Genomic DNA, 20,059 nt, shown 5'->3' on the forward strand with positions numbered 1-20,059 from the left:
GTGGCAAAAGAGTGAGGTCAAGCGTGGTCGATCACACTTGCGACTTGCCTGCCAGCTCAGGGAGCCCTTCTTCGGCCTTGACCAAAGCAAAGCGCGGCACCTGCTCGCCGTCAACCTCAACGGACTCCTGGAACATCGCAAGCGGCCTCACCCAGAAGCTGTAATCACCATACAGGCATTGGTAGAAGACCATCCACTCTTCGTTCTCGGAGTGCCGTGCAACACTGAAGACACGGTACTCAGGCCCTTTGTAATGCCGGTATACGCCTGGTTGTATCTGCATGTCGCCCTTCCTCTTGAAACAAATTCTGTAAAAAACAAAAACCGGGGCACAAGGCCCCGGCTGCTGTCCCGCAACGCGATCAGACGCGTTCGAAGACAGTGGTGATACCTTGGCCGAGGCCGACGCACATGGTCGCCACGCCCAGAGTACCGCCGTTCTGCTTCATGACGTTGAGCAGGGTGCCGGAAATACGTGCACCGGAGCAACCGAACGGATGGCCCAAAGCGATGGCGCCGCCGTGCAGGTTAACCTTCTCATCCATCTTGTCGAGCACTTTCAAGTCTTTGAGCACTGGCAGGGCCTGTGCGGCGAAGGCTTCGTTGAGCTCGATGAAGTCGATATCGGCCATGGTCAGGCCGGCGCGCTTGAGGGCTTTCTGGGTCGCTGGCACCGGGCCGTAGCCCATGATCGCCGGGTCGACACCGGCTACCGCCATCGAGCGGATCACCGCCAGTGGCTGGATGCCCAGGTCCATGGCGCGCTGGCCGGACATGACGATCATGCACGATGCACCGTCGGTGATCTGGGACGAAGTACCGGCAGTGACGGTACCGCCTTTCGGGTTGAACGCCGGTTTCAGCGACGCCAGGCCCTCAAGGGTGGTTTCCGGGCGAATGGTCTCGTCGAAGTCGAAGACCTTCAGGAAACCGTTCTCGTCATAGCCCTGCATCGGGATGATCTCGTCCTTGAACTTGCCTTCGACCGTCGCCTTGTGGGCGAGCTGGTGCGAACGCAGGCCGAACAGGTCCTGCTGCTCACGGCTGATGCCGTGCATCTTGCCGAGCATCTCGGCGGTCAGGCCCATCATCCCGGACGCTTTGGCCGCGTGCAGCGACATGTGCGGGTTGGGGTCGACGCCATGCATCATGCTGACGTGGCCCATGTGCTCGACGCCGCCGACCACGAAGACATCGCCGTTGCCGGTCATGATCGCCTGGGCAGCGGTATGCAGCGCGCTCATCGACGAGCCGCACAGGCGGCTGACGGTCTGGGCGGCCGAAGTGTGCGGAATCTGGGTCATCAGCGACGCCATGCGGGCGATGTTCCAGCCCTGCTCCAGGGTCTGGTTGACGCAGCCCCAGATCACGTCTTCGACTTCTTTCGGGTCGACCTTGTCGTTGCGCTCCAGCAGCTTGCTGATCAGGTGCGCGGACATGTCTTCGGCGCGGGTGTTGCGGTGCATGCCACCCTTGGAGCGGCCCATGGGGGTGCGACCGAAGTCGACAATCACCACGTCTCTTGGATTCAGGCTCATATCAAATCTCTCGCTCTAGCTCGTTGACCACTCAGTTGAAGAAGCGCTGGCCGTTCTTGGCCATTTCACGCAGCTTCGCGGTCGGGTGGTACAGCGGCCCCAGGTCGGCGTACTGGTCGGCCAGGGCAACGAATTCGGCCACACCGATCGAGTCGATGTAACGCAGCGCACCACCGCGGAATGGAGGGAAACCAATGCCATAGACCAGACCCATGTCGGCTTCGGCGGCGGTTTCGACGATGCCATCTTCCAGGCAGCGCACGGTCTCCAGGCACAGCGGCACCATCATCCAGTTGATGATGTCTTCGTCGGTCACTTCACGCTGCTCGAAGACGATCGGCTTGAGCACATCCAGTACGGTTGCATCGAAGACTTTCTTCGGCTTGCCGCGCTTGTCGGTCTCGTAGGCGTAGAAGCCCTTGCCGTTCTTCTGGCCCAGGCGGTTGGCCTCGTACAGGGCGTCGACGGCCGAGCGGCGCTCGTCCTTCATGCGGTCCGGGAAGCCTTCGGCCATTACATCGCGGCCGTGGTGGCCGGTGTCGATGCCGACCACGTCCATCAGGTAGGCCGGGCCCATCGGCCAGCCGAACTTCTCCATGACCTTGTCGATGCGCACGAAGTCGACGCCAGCGCTGACCAGCTTGGCGAAACCACCGAAGTACGGGAACAGCACACGGTTGACCAGGAAGCCCGGGCAGTCGTTGACCACGATCGGGTTCTTGCCCATCTTCTTGGCGTAGGCCACGGTGGTGGCGACCGCCACTTCGCTGGACTTCTCGCCACGGATCACTTCCACCAGCGGCATCATGTGCACCGGGTTGAAGAAGTGCATGCCGACGAAGTTTTCCGGGCGCTTGAGCGCCTTGGCCAGCAGGTTGATGGAAATGGTCGAGGTGTTGGAAGCGAGGATCGCATCCTCCTTCACCTGGCCTTCCACTTCGGCCAGCACCGCTTGCTTGACCTTCGGGTTCTCGACCACGGCTTCGACGACGATGTCGACGTTGGCGAAGTCGCCGTACGACAGGGTCGGGCGAATGGCGTTGAGTGCCTCGGCCATTTTCGCCGGGGTCAGGCGGCCTTTCTCGACGCGGTTGCCGAGCAGCTTGGAGGCCTCGTTCAGGCCCAGCTGGATGGCTTCCTCGCGGATGTCCTTCATCAGGATCGGGGTGCCCTTGACCGCAGACTGGTAGGCGATACCGCCACCCATGATGCCGGCGCCGAGTACGGCGGCCTGCTTCACGTCGTGGGCGATTTCGTCATGGGCCTTGGCCTTGCGCTTGAGCTCCTGGTCATTCAGGAACAGGCCGATCAGGCTTTCGGCAACCGAGGTCTTGGCCAGCTTGGCGAAGCCGGCGGCCTCGACTTCCAGAGCCTTGTCGCGGCCGAAGTTGGCAGCCTTCTGGATGGTCTTGATGGCTTCGACCGGCGCCGGGTAGTTCGGGCCAGCCTGGCCAGCAACGAAGCCCTTGGCGGTTTCGAAGGCCATCATCTGCTCGATGGCGTTGAGCTTGAGCTTTTCCAGCTTGGGCTGGCGTTTGGCCTTGTAGTCCAGCTCGCCGCTGATGGCGCGTTTGATCAGGTCCAGCGCGCCGGCCAGCAGCAGCTCAGGGGCGACCACGGCATCGACAGCGCCGACTTTCAGGGCGTCTTCGGCACGATTTTCCTTGCCGGCAGCAATCCACTCGATGGCGTTGTCCGAGCCGATCAGGCGCGGCAGGCGCACGGTGCCGCCGAAGCCTGGGTAGATGCCCAGCTTGACTTCCGGCAGGCCGATCTTGGCGCTGGTGGACATGACCCGGTAGTCGGCCGCCAGGCACATTTCCAGGCCGCCGCCCAGGGCGATGCCGTTGATGGCCGCCACGGTCGGCACTTCGAGGTCTTCGAAGGCGTTGAAGATGCGGTTGGCTTCCAGGTTGCCGGCAACCAGTTCGGCCTCGGGCAGCTTGAAGTTGTCGACGAACTCGGTGATGTCGGCGCCGACGATGAACACGTCCTTGCCACTGCTGACGATCACGCCTTTCACCGAGGCGTCGGCCTTGATGGCGTCGACGGCCTGGCGCAGCTCGTCCAGGGTCAGGCGATTGAACTTGTTGACGGACTCACCCTTGAGGTCGAACTTCAGTTCGACGATGCCGCTTTCAAGAGCCTTAACCGTGATGGCTTTACCTTCGTAAATCATCAACTGATCTCCACGATATGGAAGCTGAACTGTACACGCCGATCGCTGGTGGAAGAGTAGGTCTTGCCGCCCTTGCCCCAGGCACACCCGTCAGCGCGCTAGTCGGGATTCTGTATGAGCGATATGACATACAAACGCTCAATTCATACGCCCGTTTGATTTGGGTATGCACACATTCTCCGAAATGATCGGCGTTGTCAAATGCTCCCGAACGGGGTGAAAACGCGACTTTGCGGTCATTTTCTATCGCCAGGGGGCAAAACATGATGACAGTGATTGCCGATCATTCATGTCAGCGATTGACCACAAGGAAGCGGCCGGGGCTGCAATTTTTTCATGCAACCGGCCAGGGAATGGCTACACTGCGACTGCTTTCAAGAATTTCCCGGCCTGCCTGGCCTTTTCTGCGCTGCAGAAACGACAAAGCGGCAACCTGGTAGCTACCGGGTTGCCGCTTTGTCGTTGTAGGGCATCACGCGAGGGTGTCGAAGGCGTGGGCAATATCCTGCAATACAGATTCATCACCGCGCTCGCTCCAGTACAGGGCGATCATGCGCTTGTCGGCCTCGACCTTGTAGACGGTCTCCGGCAGGCGCGCGAACACCTCGTTCAGGCGCGACTCTTCGCACACTTCCTTCCACTGGTTCAACCAGACGCCAGGGCTGACCTGCCAGTAGCACCAGCTGTCTTCATGCCCCCGACGGCGCCCGCGGTGGTACTGCGGGCACGGGCTCGGCGGCTCCTGCTCGAACCAGTGCGGCCACTGCTGCGGTGCCAGTTGCATGGCCAGGCCCATGCGCCGCGCCGCCAGGCGCAGGCTCATCTGCTGCCCCTGTTTGCGCGACAGGCGCAGCCAGGAAAGCGGACTGAGAATCAGCGCAAGGATTGACACAACCAGCCATACCGTCATATCTGTAGATTCCATAAAGCGTTGCAAATGAGCGGGTTACTCAGTATTCACGGATGACCTGCCGGAAAGCGACCATACTTCTACTATCGCGATTGTCAGGAGTACAGCTCATGTCCTACGAACATCTTCTGGTCGCCGTCGACCTTACCGAAGAATGCGACCCGGTGATCAAGCGTGCCATGAAGCTCGCCGAACCCACTGGTGCCAAGGTCTCGCTGGTGCATATCGTCGAACCGATGGCCATGGCCTTTGGCGGCGACGTGCCGATGGACCTGTCGCAACTGCAACAGCAGCAGTTCGACCAGGCCAAAGAGCGCATGGACCGCCTGTTCAACAAGTACCCCGACATCAACCGTGGCGACTCGCACCTGACCTACGGCCAGCCGCGCCAGGAAATTCACCAGTTGGCCAAGGATCAGAAGTGCGACTTGATCGTGGTCGGCAGCCATGGCCGCCACGGCCTGGCATTGCTGCTGGGCTCCACCGCCAATGACGTGCTGCACGGGGCGCCGTGCGATGTGCTGGCGGTGCGACTGCAGAAGAAAGAATGATTTAGCCTGTACCGGCCTCTTCGCGGGCAAGCCCGCGAAGAGGCCAGTGAGGACTGATTAGCCTTCCAGCTCAGCCCACCGCTCTACCAGCGCATCCAGCTCACCCTGCAGCTTCTCGATCTTGGCCAGCACTGCCGAGGTTTCGGCAATCGGCCGCTGATAGAAGCCAGCAGCGTTCACTTCTTCCTGCGCTTCGGCCATGCGCTGTTCGACCTCGTCGATCTGCCCCGGCAGCATTTCCAGCTCGCGCTGCAGCTTGTAGCTGAGCTTCTTCTTCGAGGCATCCGCCACCGGCGCCGCTGGCGCAGGTGCTGCCACTTCCACCGGCTTTTCGACCACGGCACTGTTGAGCTCGGACTTGCCGCCCTTGCTCTCGGTCACGCCGAGCAGCTTCGCCGAACCACCCTGGCGAATCCAGTCTTCATAGCCACCGACGTACTCGCGCACCTTGCCCTCACCTTCGAACACCAGCGTGCTGGTGACGACGTTGTCGAGGAAAGCCCGGTCGTGGCTGACCATCAGCACGGTGCCCTTGTAGTTGGACAGCACCTCTTCGAGCAGCTCGAGGGTTTCCACATCCAGGTCGTTGGTCGGTTCGTCGAGCACCAGCAGGTTGGCCGGCTTGCTGAACAGCTTGGCCAGCAGCAGGCGCGCACGCTCGCCACCGGACAGCGCCTTGACCGGCGTACGCGCACGCTGCGGGCTGAACAGGAAATCGCCGAGGTAGCTCAGCACATGGCGGTTCTGGCCATCGATCTCGATGAAGTCGCGGCCTTCGGCGAGGTTGTCGATGACGGTCTTTTCCAGGTCGAGCTGGTGACGCATCTGGTCGAAGTAGGCCACTTCCAGCTTGGTGCCGCGCTCGACCTTGCCTGCGGTAGGCTCCAGGTCACCGAGCATCATCTTCAGCAGGGTGGTCTTGCCGGTACCGTTGGCACCCAGCAGGCCGATACGGTCCTGGCGCTGCAGGACCATGGAGAAGTCCTTGACCAGCAGCGGGCCATCGGCGTGATGGAAGCTGACGCTCTCCAGCACCATGACCTGCTTGCCGGACTTGTCCGCCGCCTCGATCTGGATGTTGGCCTTGCCCTGGCGCTCGCGACGCTCGCCGCGCTCAACACGCAAGGCCTTGAGCGCACGCACGCGGCCTTCGTTACGGGTACGGCGGGCCTTGATGCCCTGGCGGATCCACACCTCTTCCTGGGCCAGACGCTTGTCGAACAGCGCATTGGCGGTTTCTTCGGCGGCCAGCGCGGCCTCCTTGTGCACCAGGAAGCTGGCGTAGTCGCCGTTCCAGTCGATCAGGCCGCCGCGGTCCAGTTCGAGGATGCGCGTGGCAAGGTTCTGCAGGAAGGAACGGTCGTGGGTGATGAACAGTACGGCGCCGTTGAAGCCACGCAGCGCCTCTTCGAGCCAGGCGATGGCACCGATGTCCAGGTGGTTGGTCGGTTCGTCGAGCAGCAGCAGGTCAGGCTCGGACACCAGCGCCTGGGCCAGCAGTACGCGGCGGCGCCAGCCACCGGAAAGCTCGGCCAGGGTCTTGTCGGCAGGCAGTTGCAGGCGGCTCAGGGTGCTTTCCACCACCTGCTGCAGGCGCCAGCCGTCGCGGGCCTCCAGCTCGTGCTGGACGTGCATGAGCTTTTCCAGATCTTCATCGCCCTGGATGTTCTGGCTCAGGTGATGGAACTCGGCCAGCAACTCGCCAACACCATCCAGGCCTGCGGCGACCACATCGAACACCGTGCGCTCGTCGGCAACCGGCAGCTCCTGTGGCAGCTCACCGATCTTCAGGCCAGGCGCGCGCCAGATCTCGCCGTCGTCGCCCTTCTGCTCGCCCTTGACCAGGCGCAGCATGCTCGACTTGCCGGTGCCGTTGCGGCCGATGATGCACACCCGCTCGCCACGGGCGATCTGCCAGGACACTTTGTCCAGCAGCGGCATCGCGCCGAATGCGAGGGACACATCGCTGAATTTGAGCAGGGTCATGTTCGTCTCCAGAAAGCGGGCGCGCATTCTACCTGACTTGGCCCTTTCCGGCATTAAGTTGACTACCGCGCAGGGGCTTGGCGACACCCGGTCGGCGTTAACGCCCGGTTACAAGCACAGCGCTATCACCCGCCGCCGGCAAACGGCTAAGCTAAGGCAATCAGATTTCAACAGTGCTGGCTTCGCCGTCACTTCCCCATGGTTCAACTGCCCGGACGTATCATGCGCAGCCGCCTGTTACAGATTGCTTCCTGCCTGCTGCTTACCGCCGCCACCGTCAGTGCGGCGCAGGCCACCGACCTTTCCACGCAACGCCAATACTACGACGAGGCCAAGCGTGCGCTGGCCAAGGGCGACAAAGGCCCCTACCTGCGCTACGCCCAGCAACTGCGCGATTACCCGCTCACGCCGTACCTGGCGTACGACGAACTGACCGCGCGCCTGAAGACCGCCAGCAACGAGGAAATCGAAGGTTTCCTGGCCAAGCACGGCGACCTGCCCCAGGCCAACTGGATGAAGTTGCGCTGGCTGCGCTGGCTGGCCGAGCGCGGCGAGTGGAATACCTTCGTCAAGTACTATGACCCCAAGCTCAATTTCACTGAACTGGACTGCCTCAACGGCCAGTACCAGTTGAGCCATGGCCAGCGCACCGAAGGCTTCGCCAGCGCCGAAAAACTGTGGAACGTCGGCAAGACGCAACCGGCAGCCTGCGACACCCTGTTCGGCATGTGGGCCGCAGAAGGCCAGCTGACCGAGGCCAAGCGCTGGAACCGTGCCAAGCTCGCTGCCCAGGCACGCAACTACTCGCTGGCCAACAGCCTGGTGCAGGGCCTGACCACACTCGGGCCGCAGGGCCGCTTGCTGATCGACGTGGCGCAAAAGCCCGAGCTGCTGAACCAGCCGTCACGCTTCACCCCGGCCAACGAGGCCATGTCCGACGTGGTCAGCCTCGGCCTGCGCCGCCTTGCCCGTCAGGACCCTGACCGCGCCATGGAGATGCTCGACGACTACGCCCAGCGCATGCACTTCTCGCGCGACGAGAAAGTCGCCATCGCCCGCGAGATCGGCCTGACCCTGGCCCGTCGTTACGACCCGCGCGCGCTGGACCTGATGACCCGCTACGACCCCGAACTGCGCGACAACACGGTCAGTGAATGGCGCCTGCGCCTGCTGCTGCGCCTGGGCCGCTGGGAGGACGCCTACGAGCTGACCCGTCGCCTGCCGCAGGACCTGGCCAGCAGCAACCGTTGGAAGTACTGGCAGGCACGCAGCCTGGAACTGGCCCAGCCGAACAACCCGCAGATTCCATTGCTGTACAAGAATGTGGCGCGCGAGCGTGACTTCTACGGCTTCCTCGCGGCTGACCGGGCAAAAACCCCTTATCAGCTGAACAACAAGCCACTGCTGTTGAGCCCGCAACTGGTCAACAAGGTGCGCAACACCCCGGGCATCCAGCGCGCCCTGGAATTCCACGCCCGCGGCCAGGTCGTCGAAGGCCGCCGCGAGTGGTACCACGTCAGCCGCCACTTCACCCGCGACGAGATGGTCGCCCAGGCACGCCTTGCCTACGACATGCACTGGTACTTCCCGGCCATCCGCACCATCAGCCAGGCGCAGTACTGGGACGACCTGGATATCCGCTTCCCGATGGCCTATCGCGACACCCTGGTGCGTGAAGCCAAGGTGCGCGGCCTGCACTCAAGCTGGGTGTTCGCCATCACCCGCCAGGAAAGCGCTTTCATGGAGGATGCCCGCTCCAGCGTCGGTGCCAGCGGCCTGATGCAGGTGATGCCGGCCACTGCCAAGGAAACCGCACGCAAGTTCAGCATCCCGCTGGCTTCGCCGCAGCAGATGTTCAACCCGGAGAAAAACATTCAGGTCGGTGCAGCCTACCTGAGCCAGGTGCACAGCCAGTTCAACGGTAACCGGGTGTTGGCGTCCGCAGCTTACAACGCCGGCCCGGGGCGCGTGCGGCAGTGGCTCAAGGGCGCCAAGCACCTGAGCTTCGACGTGTGGGTGGAATCGATCCCGTTCGACGAAACGCGCCAGTATGTGCAGAACGTGCTGTCGTATTCGGTGATCTACGGGCAGAAGCTCAATGTGCCTCAGCCGCTGGTGGACTGGCATGAGCGGTATTTTGATGACATGTGATTGCTGCTAAGGCTGCACCGGCCTCTTCGCGGGCTTGCCCGCGAAGAGGCCGGCACAGGTTATTCGAGCACTTCGACTTCCATCCCCACCTCAAGCCAACCACTGCCATCCACGGCCAGGTTCTGCCCAAACAGGATATCCCCTTCCCTCTCGCGGAAGGTCTTCAGGGTCGTCAACGGCTCGCGGTCGACACTGCGCTCTCCGGTCGCTGGATCGAGCGTGGTGAAAATGCACCTCACACTGGGCTTGAGCACTCGAAACTCCAGCGCACCAATGCGAATCCGCTTCCAGCCATCCTCGGCAAACGGCTCAGCCCCCTGCACCACCAGGTTCGGTCGAAAGCGCAGCATCTCCATGGGCCGGCCAATCCGCCGGCTCAACTCGTCCAGCGAACCCTGCCCGATCAGCAATAACGGAAAGCCATCAGGGAAAGCCGCACGGTCGCTGTTCAGGCCGTAACCATTGGGCAGGTAGCGCGCCCGTTGCTCCGGGCAATGCACCAGGCGTACCGCCTTGCCGAGCCATTGCGACAACCAGGCGGCCACCTCACCGCCCGCGTCCGGTACGCGCAAGGTATCGCGCCAGATGGTTACACCGCGCAGCGCATCGTCAGCGCCGGGCACCACCACACGCAGTGGCGCTTGCCCGGGTAGCTCAAGCAGCAACTCGCCAGCCTCGCTCGCGCTAGCCCTCAGCTGGCCCAGTTGCGGCCAGGCTCGCTGGGTGAGGAAGCGTCCGTTCTCTTCCTCGACGACCATCCAGCGTCGGTCACCCTGCAGCCCCAGAAGACCCACCGGCGAACCCTGCAGGCATTGCGCCTGCCCCGACTTCACCGGGTATCGATACAACTCACTGAGAAACATCCCTGCCTGCCTCATGCCTTGTCAAAAGCCAAGCTTATACCTGGCCGACAGCGGGATCACGCGTTGCGGGTGTCCAGCAGCAGGCGCTGCTTGACCACATCGACCAGGCGATCAGGCTGGAACTTGGAGAGGAAATTGTCGCAACCTACCTTTTTCACCATCGACTCGTTGAAGCTGCCCGACAAGGAGGTGTGCAACACCACGTAGAGCTTGCGCAGGCGCGCATCGCTACGAATCTCGGTGGTCAACCGATAGCCATCCATCTCGGGCATTTCCGCATCGGTGAAGACCATCAGCAGTTTCTCGCAGACATCCTCCCCGGCATCGGCCCAGCCCTTGAGCAGGCGCAAGGCTTTCAGGCCATCACTGGCCACGTGCAGTTTCACCCCGAGTTGCGACAAGGTATCGCGCAGTTGCGCCAGGGCCACGCTGGAGTCATCCACCAGCAGCACTTCACGGCCACGCGCGCGCGCCAGCACCGGGTCGGCCAGCTTGTCGCCGGAGACCCGGGCGTTGTAAGGCACGATCTCGGCCAGCACCTTCTCCACATCGATCACTTCGACCAGCTTGTCGTCCACTTTGGTGATGGCGGTCAGGTAATGCTGGCGTCCGGCACTGGAAGGCGGCGGCATGATGGCTTCCCAGTTCATGTTGACGATGCGATCGACGCCACCCACCAGGAACGCTTGCACCGAGCGGTTGTACTCGGTGACGATGATGGTGCTGTCCGGCCCTGGCTGCAGCGGGCGCATGCCGATCGCCTGGGACAGGTCGATCACCGGCAGGGTCTGCCCACGCAGGTTGACCACACCACAGACGAATGCGTGGCGCTGCGGCATCAGGGTCAGCTTGGGCAACTGCAGTACTTCCTGCACCTTGAAAACGTTGATCGCGAACAACTGGCGACCGGCCAGGCGGAACATCAGGATTTCCAGACGGTTCTCACCCACCAGCTGCGTGCGTTGGTCTACCGTGTCGAGAATGCCAGCCATTGGAATAACCCCAGGGTTGTGTCGAAAAATTGGAAATGATCCGTTCTATATCGGCGCATTCCCGGGCATCTTGACCCTCGCGTAAAAATGCCCTGCAGGGCAATTGATATCACATTAGCATCATGCTTTACTGCGACATGCCCAGCTTGGATCCATTCCAGTGCAACCTGTCGCACCCTAGACGCCATCAGGGAAACCCCTAGGAGCAATCAGGTGCAACCTGATGTTCGCGATATCCTTTAGCCATTAATGTGACGCCATTCTCACTGCATGAATGGAGTCAGGCTTTTGCTAGCGATCGACATGGCGTGGCCATCCCCTGCTCCAGCCCAACGCGCCGGAGTGACTTGATGGACAGCAGCGTCTCCAACATCGACACCCTGCAGGACTTCCTGCTGGATGCCCAGGTCTTGCTGACCCAGTCCCAGGAATGCCTGCAGCATCTTGAATTGATCAGCAATGACCCGGACGCCTGCCATTGCCTGGACAACGCCCTCCAGAACCTGGCCCGACGCGCCAGCACCTTGGGCCTGCTCGAGGTCGCCCACTATGCAAGCGTTCTGCACCAGTTGCTCGCCCCGGCCTGTAAACAACAGTGTCTGGACAACGCAGCGCTGCCCACCTTGAACGCCTGCCTGACCTTGCTGGCCTGGCAACTGGAACTGGTCGACGTACACACCGGCCGGCTCGCCCTCGATACCTGCGAGCAGGTGACGCTACTCAGCGAACTGGCAACTGCCCTGAATCAACCGTTGCCGCAAACGTGTGCGTCCTGCAACGACAACGGCAGCAACTGCGTGCATCCGCATTCCACGGTTGCGGCCAGCTCTGCAACCCGCTGGTCCGCGCAGCGCCACTAACCGGCGTGGCACGCGCAACTAAGCAATGGTTAGAACTGCAAAGCAGGCCGAACTTGTGGAGTTCTACACTAGTTCAGGCCCTGATATTTGAGCGGTCTATTGCAAGTTGAACTTGCGGCCATCATCAACCGATCAGATAGTGGCACTTTGACACCTCGCAGCCCTGCCGAGCCACTCTCCCGAGCCCGGAATTGCTGAGGTTTCATAGCATTACCCAGCCGCGACCAAATTGAACCGAAGTGTTAAGATGCGCGCAAACAAATGCTGGCCGGCCCCTCTGTATCGCATCAAACCGCGCTCGTCTTTTGTTGCAAGCACAACGCCAAAGCCTCTGCCAAGAGCTATGCACGGCCCCCATCAGCAAGACTTCAGTGGCTTCTCAATTTTATGTTCCCACGCTTGAAGATATCTCTGCGCTGCCGTTCACGCGCCACCTTGCTGCGCTGGGCGACGGCCATGCTGTGCGTGGTGTCCCTGCTTGCCAACCTGCTCCTGTTTGCCGGTGGGCACGACATGCCTGCCAGCCTGTTGCTGCTGCAACTGGTGGCCACGTTTGGCGTCTGCTGGCACCTGAGCCACGGCGCCAAGTCGATCAGCCTGCGCCCGGCGGAGCTGGCCGGGCGCATGCTCAAGGTCCAGGAGAGCGAGCGCCAGCACCTGAGCCGCGAACTGCACGACGACATCGGCCAGCTGCTCACCGCCGCCAAGATGCAGCTGGAATGGTTGCAACGCCGTGTACCGAACGACTTGCAGGTGCACTGTGGCAGCCTGCGCAGCACCCTCGAAGACACCCTGAGCAAGGTGCGCGACGTTTCTGCCATTCTCAACCCACGACAACTGGCCAGCCTTGGCCTCGAGGCCAGCTTGCGGGCACACCTGGTACGCACCCTGGCAAGCACCGACGTGCATTGGAGCCTGGAATGCCATCAACGCCTGGGCGGCATCAGCGAAGAGGTCGCGATGGCGGCGTTTCGCATCACCCAGGAGGCGGTCACCAACATGCTGCGCCATGCCCGGGCTCGCAACCTGACCATCCGCCTGCAGCGCAGCGCAGCAGGGCTTGCCCTGTCGATCCAGGACGACGGCCAGGGCTTCCTCCCGGTCGCCAATCCGGCCGAGGCAGGCCAGCGCGGCATGGCCGGCATGCAGGAGCGCGCCACCGCCCTCAACGGCAGCCTGGCGATCACCAGTCAGCTCGGCCTGGGCACGACGATCGACGTGCTGTTCCCGTGGCCACCCCGTACCCATGAACGCGCCAGGACTACCGCTTCATCATGACCTGTAGATTGCTGCTGGTGGATGACCACTCGCTGATCCGTGCCGGGGTCCGTGCCCTGGTTTCCGATATCCCTGGTTACACCGTGGTCGGCGAAGCCGATGACGGCGATCAGTTGCTCGAGCACGTTCAGCAACTGGCACCCGACATCGTCCTGCTGGACATTTCCATGCGTTCGACCAGCGGCCTCGATGCCCTCACTCAGCTGCGCGCCACGGGCAACACCTGCAAGGTGCTGATCCTGTCCATGCATACCGATCCGGACCTGATCATGCGAGCACTGGAAAGTGGCGCCCACGGTTACTTGCTCAAGGACGCCACCGCTACCGAACTGGAGCAGGCCCTGATTGCCTTGCGCAATGGCGAACGCTACCTCAGCCCGGCCATCGCCCATACGGTGATCAACCAGGCACTGATGCGTGCGCAGCACGGCAAGCCGTCTGGCATCGACCGCCACAACCTCACCGCACGGCAACTGGAGATCCTGCGCCTGATCGTGCGCGGCAAGTCCACCCGCGAAATTGCCGCCGGCCTCGGCCTGTCGATCAAGACCGTAGAAACCCACCGCTCGCAGATCATGAAGCGCCTGCAGATCTATGACGTGGCTGGCCTGGTCCTGTTCGCCGTGCGCGAGAAGATCATCAGCCTGGATGACTGATCAGCGGTGAATTCGCTGGCAAGTGCAGGCGCAACGCCGCCGGTACCGCCGTGAAGCGCAGGCTGTCGGCCTGTAGGGGCTCTCCATCGAGGTTGATGTCCAGCCCCTGCGAGCAGGTGATCTCGACCCATGGCAAACGCGCCCGCACAAACAGCCCCTCACCCGCCAGCAAATCCCGCAGTGCGCCTACCATTTCCTGGGGCGCCGGCAGGATCGCGATATCCAGCAGGCCATCATCGACTTGCGCGTCCGGGCACAACACTTGCCCACCGCCGGCCTGGCGACCATTGCCGATCCCCAGCGCCAGCAGGTCGCCTTGCCAGTCGAACCCCGGCCCAGAAAGCTCGACCGAGGCGGCCTGCAGCTCGCTGAAGCGCGACAGCCCAGTGAACAAGTAGGCCGCGGCGCCAAGCATTTTTTTCAGGTCTTCAGAGGTGCTGGCGGTAACCTGGCTGCCGAAACCGCCTGTGGCCATGTTCAGGAACAGTTGGTCACCCACCTGGCCCAGGTCGATCGGCCTGGGTGGCACGTCCAGCAATGCCAGGGCCTCGGCAGGCTCCAGCGAAATGCCGGCGGCCCTGGCGAAGTCATTGGCCGTTCCCAGCGGCAGCAGCGCCAGGCTGGCTTCGCTGCGCGCCTGGCCCATGGCTTCGGCGACGTCACGCAAGGTGCCGTCACCACCGCCAGCGATGACGTGGCTGTACCCGGCCGCCAGCGCTTCGCCTACCAGCCGCTGGGCATCGCCACCTTCCCAAGTCACCCGCACATCCAGCGTCCAGCCACGTTCGCGCAGAGCGCTCACGGCTTGGCGCACCGCTTCGTTCATGGCCTGCTTGCCATGCAGGATCAAGATTGCCTTGCGCTTTGGCATCACACGTCTCCGTGGGCTTGGTTCAGTCCAGATCTCGACCACAAACAGGGCCGGAATGCTGCACAGCGTAGGCAAAACAGCTCTACATCGCCCATTGACCGGGAGCAAGGACGAACAAAAAACAGCCAGATTCACATAAATATCATTGAAAGCTTTTCTCATCGGGCGCATGATCGACAAATATTTGGCCTTCATGGACGAAGCAGCAGTGAAAAGTCGGTTTTTTGACTTTTCCGCCAAAACCGTGACAGGTCGCGAAGTTCCCCTTCACTGCGCTGTAACCAGCGCCTAGAGTCGAGGCTGTGAAATGAGCGTTCTGATCCCCTGCATCATCGCCGGCGGAGCCGGCACCCGCCTATGGCCGGTTTCTCGCGAAGCCATGCCCAAACCCTTCATGCGCTTGCCCGATGGCCAGAGCCTGCTGCAGAAAACCTTCATCCGCGCTGCGGCGCTCCCGGGCGTCGAGCGGGTACTGACGGTGACCAACCGCGAAGTGTTCTTCCGCACCCAGGACGAGTACCGCCAGGTCAACCCCGACAACCTCGCCCTCGACTACCTGCTGGAAACCAACGGCCGCAACACCGCCCCCGCGATCGCGGCAGCCGCGCTGCACTGCGCCAGGCATTACGGCCCCGACAGCGTGCTGCTGGTGTTGCCGGCCGACCACCTGATCCAGGAGGCCGAGGCCTTCGCCACCGCCGTCGAGCACGCCCGGCAACTGGCCAACGAGGGCTGGCTGGTCACCTTCGGCCTGCTGCCCAGCCGCGCCGAAACCGGCTTCGGTTACATCGAGCAGGGCGAGGCAATCGGCAAGCATGCGCATCAGGTCACCTGCTTCGTGGAGAAGCCCGATGCCCTCACCGCCCGCGACTACCTCGAAGGCGGCCGCCACCTGTGGAATGCCGGCATGTTCTGCCTGCGTGCCGGTACCGTGCTCGCCGAACTGCAGGCGCATGCCCCGGAACTGCTGGCCTGCGTGACCTGCTGCCTGGAGCAGAGCGCGACCAAGGAGGGCGACAAGGCGCTGCAGGTGGAACTGGACCCGGACAGCTTCGCCCTGGCCGAGGACATCTCCATCGACTACGCCTTGATGGAACGCTCCGACAAGGTTGCCGTGGTGCCTTGCGAACTGGGCTGGAGCGACATCGGCAGCTGGGAGGCCGTGCGCGAACTGCGCCACACCGACGACGACGGCAACCACTGCAACGGTGAAGCGGTGCTGCACGACGTGACCAACTGCTACATCGACTCACCAAAGCGCCTGGTCGGTGCAGTCGGCCTGGACAACCTGATCGTCATCGACACCCCTGACGCCCTGCTGATCGCCGACGCCGCGCGCAGCCAGGAGGTCAAGGTGATCGCCCAGCAGCTCAAGCACCAGGGCCATGAAGCCTACCGCCTGCACCGCACCGTCACCCGCCCCTGGGGCATGTACACCGTGCTCGAGGAAGGCCCGCGCTTCAAGATCAAGCGGATCATGGTGCGCCCTGGCGAATCGCTGTCGCTGCAGATGCACCATCACCGCAGCGAGCACTGGATCATCGTCAGCGGCATGGCCTGCGTGACCAACGGCGAAGAAGAGTTTCTGCTCGACACCAACGAGTCGACCTTCATCAAACCCGGCCGCACGCACCGCCTGACCAACCCCGGCGTGATCGACCTGGTGATGATCGAAGTCCAGAGCGGCGAGTACCTGGGCGAAGATGACATCGTGCGCTTTACTGATATTTACGGACGCGTCCCGGCGGCAGCCATCGGCTGAGGGCTGGCGGACGCGTTTTTTGTCCGCAGCCTTCAGCGAGGTTTCCGGTTCATGCGCATTCTCTGGACTCTGCCCTACCTGCCCTGGCCCACCACCAGCGGCAGCAAGACCCGGCAATACCACCTGCTGCGCGCCCTCGCGCAGCAGGGCCACCGGATCACCTTGCTGGTCCAGTCGAAAATCCCCTTGTGCGATGCCGCCCGCGAAGCCCTCGAACCCTTGCTCGATCGCTTGATCGTGCTGCCCCGGCGCCCCCTGCACAGCCCGCTCAACCTGCTCGCCTCGCCGATCATCGACTACCCGATGCGGGCCATCATCAATGGCCTGGCGCCAGGCTTGCGGCACCAGTTCGAGCAGTTGCTGGACGAACCCTGGGACGTCATCCAGATCGAACACAGCTACAGCTTCCAGCCTTTCGAAAAAGCCCTGCAGGCACGCGAGTTGCCCTACATGCTCAGCGAGCACAACCTGGAGTCAGTGACCGGTGCCGCCTGCCATGACCGCCTGCCGCTGTGGCTGCGCCCGCTCAACGCCTTCGACCGTTGGCGTTACCGGCGCTGGGAACAGCGCGTGCTCCGCCAGCCCACCGAAGTGGTGGCGGTGAGCCCGCATGATGCCGAGCTGATCAGCCAGGTCAGCGGCCGCCCGGTCAATGTGGTGGTCAACGGCGTCGATTGCGATTACTACCAGCACGTCCACCCGGCCCTGCACAGCCAGCGCCTGCTGTTCGTGGGCAACTTCGAGTACGCCGCCAATGTCGAGGCCATCGAATGGGCCCTGGAAGAAATCCTGCCCCAGGTGTGGATGAGCAACCCGGCGGTACGCCTGGCCATCGCCGGGCATGCCCTGCCAGCTAGCTGGAAATTGCGCTGGAACGACCCTCGCATCGAATGGGTCGGCTATCGCCCTGACCTGCGCGAACTGCAACGGCGTTCCGCGCTGTTCTTCGCACCGTTGCGCTATGCCGGTGGCTCCAAGGTGAAGATCCTCGAAGCCATGGCCGCCGGGCTGCCGGTGATCAGCACCGGCAAAGGCGTTTCAGGCCTGGCTGCCAATAACGGCGAGCATTACCTGGGCAGTGACGACGGTGACCAGTTGGCGCTGCTGGTCACGCAATTGCTCAACCAGCCGTGGCGCATGTGCCAATTGAGCGAGGCCGGCCGCCAGTTCGCCCGCAATCGTCACGACTGGAGCGTGGCCGCCCAGCAACTGGAAACGGTGCACATGCGCTTGACCCAGTCGGCACCGGCCGACGCCACCCAAGGCGGTGGCGACTGGCTCGGTCGCTCAGCCGAGTAGTTCGCTCAGCGGTATGAACGGCACGCTGTCGCCCGGCTTCGGCGTGCTGCCTTCACGCACTTCCACCAACCCCTCGGCCCAGGCCGCGCTGCGCAGCACACCGGAGCTCTGGTTCTTGTAGATGCGCACCTGGCCATTGTCGATGCGCGCACGCAGGTATTCGCGGCGGGTGCCGGCCTTGGTCCATTCGAAGCCCGCCGGAACATCGAAACGCAGCGGCGTGACATCGGCCACGCCCTGACGGCGCAGCAGGTAGGGCCGCGTCAACAGGCCGAAAGTGACCAGGGTCGAGGCCGGGTTGCCGGGCAGGCCGATCACCGGCACACCGCGGTAATGCCCGAAAGTCAGCGGCTTGCCAGGCTTGATCGCCAGCTTCCACAACGCCAGCTCGCCCGCTTCGCGCAGTGCAGCACCCAGGTAGTCAGCCTCGCCCACGGAGACGCCGCCAGTGGAGAGGATCAGGTCGACATCGCCCAGGCTACCCAGGCACTCGCGGGTACGTTCCAGGTCATCGGGAAGAATGCCCATGTCGCGCACTTCGCAGCCCAGCCGCTGCAGCCAGCTGACCAGCAAACGCCGGTTGCTGTTGTAGATCTGCCCTGGGCCCAGTGGCAGGCCAGGCTCGACCAGCTCATCGCCAGTGGACAGCACCGCCACCCGTACCCGCCGCACCACCTGCAACTGCGCATGGCCAAGGGTTGCCGCCAGGCCCAGTTCGATAGGGCCGAGCCGCGTGCCAGCGACCATCACCTGCTCGCCCTTGCGGGTTTCCTGGCCCTGCGGGCGAACGTTCTGATCAAGCGTCAGCGCTTCGAGGAAGCGCACCCGGCCATCGTCCAGCACCTCGGTGTTTTCCTGCATCTCGACACAGTCGGCACCTGCCGGCATCGGCGCACCGGTGAAGATCCGGGCGCAAGTGCCGGGCTGCAAAGGTTCAGGTGCGTGACCGGCGAAGATCCGCTGGCTGACGGGCAAAGGCTCACCCTGCAGATCGGCCAGGCGCAAGGCATAACCGTCCATGGCACTGTTCGGCCACGGTGGCAGGTCGAGCGTGGCCACCAGTTCGGTGGCCAGCACGCGGCCTTCGGCCTCGGCCAGCGAGACGTTTTCGGTTTCCGTGATTGGCGCGGCCTCGGCCAGCGCCAGCAGGCGCTCCAGGGCTTCTTCCACCGGCATCAGTGGCCGGGCAGCGGGGGCCTCAGCCACGGCTGTCACAGGCCGGTGCCTGTTTCAGGTGGGCGACGAAATTGCACGGCCGATGGCGGGCATCCAGCTGCTCGGCGAGGATGCCGTCCCAACCGGTGCGCACGGCATTGGTCGAGCCCGGCAGGCAGCACACCAGTGTGCCGTTGGCCAGGCCGGCCAGGGCGCGCGATTGCACGGTGGAGGTGCCGATGTCGGCCACGGAAATCTGCCGGAACAGTTCGCCGAAGCCTTCAACCTGCTTGTCCAGCAGGCAGGCGACAGCTTCTGGCGTGCTGTCACGGCCGGTAAAGCCGGTACCACCAGTGATCAGCACCACCTGCACGCTGTCGTCGGCGATCCAGGTAGCGACCTGGGCGCGGATCTTGTACAGGTCGTCCTTGAGCAGCACGCGTGCGGCCAGTGTGTGGCCAGCGGCGGTGAGGCGCTCGACGAAGGTCTGCCCGGAGGTGTCAGTTTCAAAGGTGCGGGTGTCGCTGACCGTGAGCACGGCAATGTTCAGCGCCACGAAGGGGGTATCTGCCTTGGCTTTCATGGGTGTCCGTCGCAGGGAAAGGGGATGGGCGCAGTTATATCACAGGCAGCCGTGCAGGCCGTCACAGGTCAATAACCCAGGCTTGCGGCTATGCTGGAATGTAAAAGGAACTTGCGTGGACGCCCTGCGTCATAAAGTCATCTTGCACCATCGCACTGGAGAAACACGATGATTCAACGGACCCTTCCCGCCTTCCTGCTCGCCCTGGGCCTTGGCGCCCTCGCTGGCTGCGCATCGCCGACCGTGATCACCCTGAACGACGGCCGCGAAATCCAGGCAGTGGATACCCCCTCCTATGACGAGGACTCCGGTTTCTACGAATTCGAACAGCTCGACGGCAAGCGCACGCGCCTGAACAAGGACCAGATCCGCACCGTCAAGGAGCTCTGACCCGGGTGTTCTGGCGGATAAGCCCTTTCAACAGC

At 63.0% G+C, this 20,059-nt stretch carries 18 protein-coding genes; 8 read left to right on the forward strand and 10 right to left on the reverse strand.

Annotated elements, in window-relative coordinates; genetic code table 11:
• Positions 1-31: 31 nt before the first annotated feature.
• From N430_RS02440 to N430_RS02455, 4 genes are all read right to left on the reverse strand, one after another.
• A complete protein-coding gene (locus N430_RS02440) occupies positions 32-283 on the reverse strand; it encodes a DUF1653 domain-containing protein (RefSeq protein ID WP_110631263.1) in 252 nt (83 codons plus the stop codon).
• A gap of 79 nt (positions 284-362) precedes the next feature.
• Positions 363-1,538, reverse strand: a complete 1,176-nt coding sequence (gene fadA, locus N430_RS02445; RefSeq protein WP_110631260.1) for an acetyl-CoA C-acyltransferase FadA — start codon at positions 1,536-1,538, stop codon at positions 363-365.
• A gap of 31 nt (positions 1,539-1,569) precedes the next feature.
• Positions 1,570-3,717 (reverse strand): fatty acid oxidation complex subunit alpha FadB, encoded by a 2,148-nt coding sequence (gene fadB, locus N430_RS02450; RefSeq protein WP_110631257.1) that lies wholly within the window; start codon positions 3,715-3,717, stop codon positions 1,570-1,572.
• A gap of 472 nt (positions 3,718-4,189) precedes the next feature.
• Positions 4,190-4,627, reverse strand: a complete 438-nt coding sequence (locus tag N430_RS02455) for a hypothetical protein (RefSeq protein WP_110631254.1) — start codon at positions 4,625-4,627, stop codon at positions 4,190-4,192.
• 110 nt (positions 4,628-4,737) lie between these two features.
• Between N430_RS02455 and N430_RS02460 the strand changes: the two genes are divergently transcribed.
• A complete protein-coding gene (locus N430_RS02460; RefSeq protein ID WP_110631251.1) occupies positions 4,738-5,178 on the forward strand; it encodes a universal stress protein in 441 nt (146 codons plus the stop codon).
• Between the two features lie 57 nt (positions 5,179-5,235).
• On the opposite strand, the gene N430_RS02465 is transcribed toward N430_RS02460, so the two are convergent.
• On the reverse strand, positions 5,236-7,164 hold the full coding sequence (locus N430_RS02465; RefSeq protein WP_110631247.1) for an ATP-binding cassette domain-containing protein: 1,929 nt from the start codon (positions 7,162-7,164) through the stop codon (positions 5,236-5,238).
• Between the two features lie 222 nt (positions 7,165-7,386).
• Here N430_RS02465 and N430_RS02470 point away from each other — a divergent pair, with 222 nt between their 5' ends.
• Positions 7,387-9,315, forward strand: a complete 1,929-nt coding sequence (locus tag N430_RS02470) for a transglycosylase SLT domain-containing protein (protein WP_110631244.1) — start codon at positions 7,387-7,389, stop codon at positions 9,313-9,315.
• Positions 9,316-9,374: 59 nt separating this feature from the next.
• Here N430_RS02470 and N430_RS02475 read toward each other — a convergent pair whose 3' ends face one another.
• Positions 9,375-10,178 (reverse strand): MOSC domain-containing protein, encoded by an 804-nt coding sequence (locus tag N430_RS02475; protein ID WP_110631241.1) that lies wholly within the window; start codon positions 10,176-10,178, stop codon positions 9,375-9,377.
• A 56-nt stretch (positions 10,179-10,234) separates the two neighbouring features.
• Positions 10,235-11,170 carry a chemotaxis protein CheV gene (locus N430_RS02480; RefSeq protein WP_110631238.1) on the reverse strand — a complete coding sequence of 312 codons (936 nt, stop codon included), beginning with the start codon at positions 11,168-11,170 and terminating at the stop codon, positions 10,235-10,237.
• Positions 11,171-11,520: 350 nt separating this feature from the next.
• Between N430_RS02480 and N430_RS02485 the strand changes: the two genes are divergently transcribed.
• The 3 genes from N430_RS02485 (at position 11,521) to N430_RS02495 (ending at position 13,964) form a co-directional block, all read left to right on the forward strand.
• The gene (locus N430_RS02485) at positions 11,521-12,030 is read left to right on the forward strand and encodes a histidine kinase (RefSeq protein ID WP_110631235.1); all 510 of its coding nucleotides are present in this window, start codon (positions 11,521-11,523) and stop codon (positions 12,028-12,030) included.
• Positions 12,031-12,417: 387 nt separating this feature from the next.
• Positions 12,418-13,308, forward strand: a complete 891-nt coding sequence (locus N430_RS02490) for a sensor histidine kinase (protein ID WP_110631232.1) — start codon at positions 12,418-12,420, stop codon at positions 13,306-13,308.
• Positions 13,305-13,964, forward strand: a complete 660-nt coding sequence (locus N430_RS02495; RefSeq protein WP_110631229.1) for a response regulator transcription factor — start codon at positions 13,305-13,307, stop codon at positions 13,962-13,964. The genes N430_RS02490 and N430_RS02495 overlap by 4 nt, the downstream gene beginning before the upstream one ends.
• Here the strand turns inward: N430_RS02495 and yegS are convergent.
• Entirely contained in the window at positions 13,948-14,835 is an 888-nt protein-coding gene (gene yegS / locus N430_RS02500) for a lipid kinase YegS (protein ID WP_110631226.1), read from the reverse strand. The genes N430_RS02495 and yegS overlap by 17 nt on opposite strands.
• 307 nt (positions 14,836-15,142) lie before the next feature.
• Between yegS and N430_RS02505 the strand changes: the two genes are divergently transcribed.
• A complete protein-coding gene (locus N430_RS02505) occupies positions 15,143-16,597 on the forward strand; it encodes a mannose-1-phosphate guanylyltransferase/mannose-6-phosphate isomerase (RefSeq protein WP_110631223.1) in 1,455 nt (484 codons plus the stop codon).
• Positions 16,598-16,648: 51 nt separating this feature from the next.
• Positions 16,649-17,896, forward strand: a complete 1,248-nt coding sequence (locus tag N430_RS02510) for a glycosyltransferase family 4 protein (protein ID WP_110631220.1) — start codon at positions 16,649-16,651, stop codon at positions 17,894-17,896.
• On the opposite strand, the gene glp is transcribed toward N430_RS02510, so the two are convergent.
• Positions 17,885-19,111, reverse strand: a complete 1,227-nt coding sequence (gene glp / locus N430_RS02515) for a gephyrin-like molybdotransferase Glp (protein ID WP_110631217.1) — start codon at positions 19,109-19,111, stop codon at positions 17,885-17,887. The two genes, N430_RS02510 and glp, sit on opposite strands and share 12 nt — an antisense overlap.
• Entirely contained in the window at positions 19,095-19,634 is a 540-nt protein-coding gene (gene moaB, locus N430_RS02520) for a molybdenum cofactor biosynthesis protein B (RefSeq protein ID WP_110631214.1), read from the reverse strand. The genes glp and moaB overlap by 17 nt, the downstream gene beginning before the upstream one ends.
• A gap of 168 nt (positions 19,635-19,802) precedes the next feature.
• On the opposite strand from moaB, the gene N430_RS02525 reads away from it, so the two are divergent.
• Positions 19,803-20,024 (forward strand): YgdI/YgdR family lipoprotein, encoded by a 222-nt coding sequence (locus tag N430_RS02525; protein ID WP_110631211.1) that lies wholly within the window; start codon positions 19,803-19,805, stop codon positions 20,022-20,024.
• The last annotated feature ends 35 nt before the right edge of the window (positions 20,025-20,059 follow it).

This window comes from Pseudomonas sp. CC120222-01a (genome assembly GCF_003097235.1).
GTDB lineage: Bacteria > Pseudomonadota > Gammaproteobacteria > Pseudomonadales > Pseudomonadaceae > Aquipseudomonas.

Coding starts and splice junctions, on each gene's coding strand:
- N430_RS02440 (WP_110631263.1), bottom strand. CDS start 283: ATGCAGATACAACCAGGCGTATACCGGCATTACAAAGGGCCTGAGTAC.
- fadA (WP_110631260.1), bottom strand. CDS start 1,538: ATGAGCCTGAATCCAAGAGACGTGGTGATTGTCGACTTCGGTCGCACC.
- fadB (WP_110631257.1), bottom strand. CDS start 3,717: ATGATTTACGAAGGTAAAGCCATCACGGTTAAGGCTCTTGAAAGCGGC.
- N430_RS02455 (WP_110631254.1), bottom strand. CDS start 4,627: ATGACGGTATGGCTGGTTGTGTCAATCCTTGCGCTGATTCTCAGTCCG.
- N430_RS02460 (WP_110631251.1), top strand. CDS start 4,738: ATGTCCTACGAACATCTTCTGGTCGCCGTCGACCTTACCGAAGAATGC.
- N430_RS02465 (WP_110631247.1), bottom strand. CDS start 7,164: ATGACCCTGCTCAAATTCAGCGATGTGTCCCTCGCATTCGGCGCGATG.
- N430_RS02470 (WP_110631244.1), top strand. CDS start 7,387: ATGCGCAGCCGCCTGTTACAGATTGCTTCCTGCCTGCTGCTTACCGCC.
- N430_RS02475 (WP_110631241.1), bottom strand. CDS start 10,178: ATGTTTCTCAGTGAGTTGTATCGATACCCGGTGAAGTCGGGGCAGGCG.
- N430_RS02480 (WP_110631238.1), bottom strand. CDS start 11,170: ATGGCTGGCATTCTCGACACGGTAGACCAACGCACGCAGCTGGTGGGT.
- N430_RS02485 (WP_110631235.1), top strand. CDS start 11,521: ATGGACAGCAGCGTCTCCAACATCGACACCCTGCAGGACTTCCTGCTG.
- N430_RS02490 (WP_110631232.1), top strand. CDS start 12,418: ATGTTCCCACGCTTGAAGATATCTCTGCGCTGCCGTTCACGCGCCACC.
- N430_RS02495 (WP_110631229.1), top strand. CDS start 13,305: ATGACCTGTAGATTGCTGCTGGTGGATGACCACTCGCTGATCCGTGCC.
- yegS (WP_110631226.1), bottom strand. CDS start 14,835: ATGCCAAAGCGCAAGGCAATCTTGATCCTGCATGGCAAGCAGGCCATG.
- N430_RS02505 (WP_110631223.1), top strand. CDS start 15,143: ATGAGCGTTCTGATCCCCTGCATCATCGCCGGCGGAGCCGGCACCCGC.
- N430_RS02510 (WP_110631220.1), top strand. CDS start 16,649: ATGCGCATTCTCTGGACTCTGCCCTACCTGCCCTGGCCCACCACCAGC.
- moaB (WP_110631214.1), bottom strand. CDS start 19,634: ATGAAAGCCAAGGCAGATACCCCCTTCGTGGCGCTGAACATTGCCGTG.
- N430_RS02525 (WP_110631211.1), top strand. CDS start 19,803: ATGATTCAACGGACCCTTCCCGCCTTCCTGCTCGCCCTGGGCCTTGGC.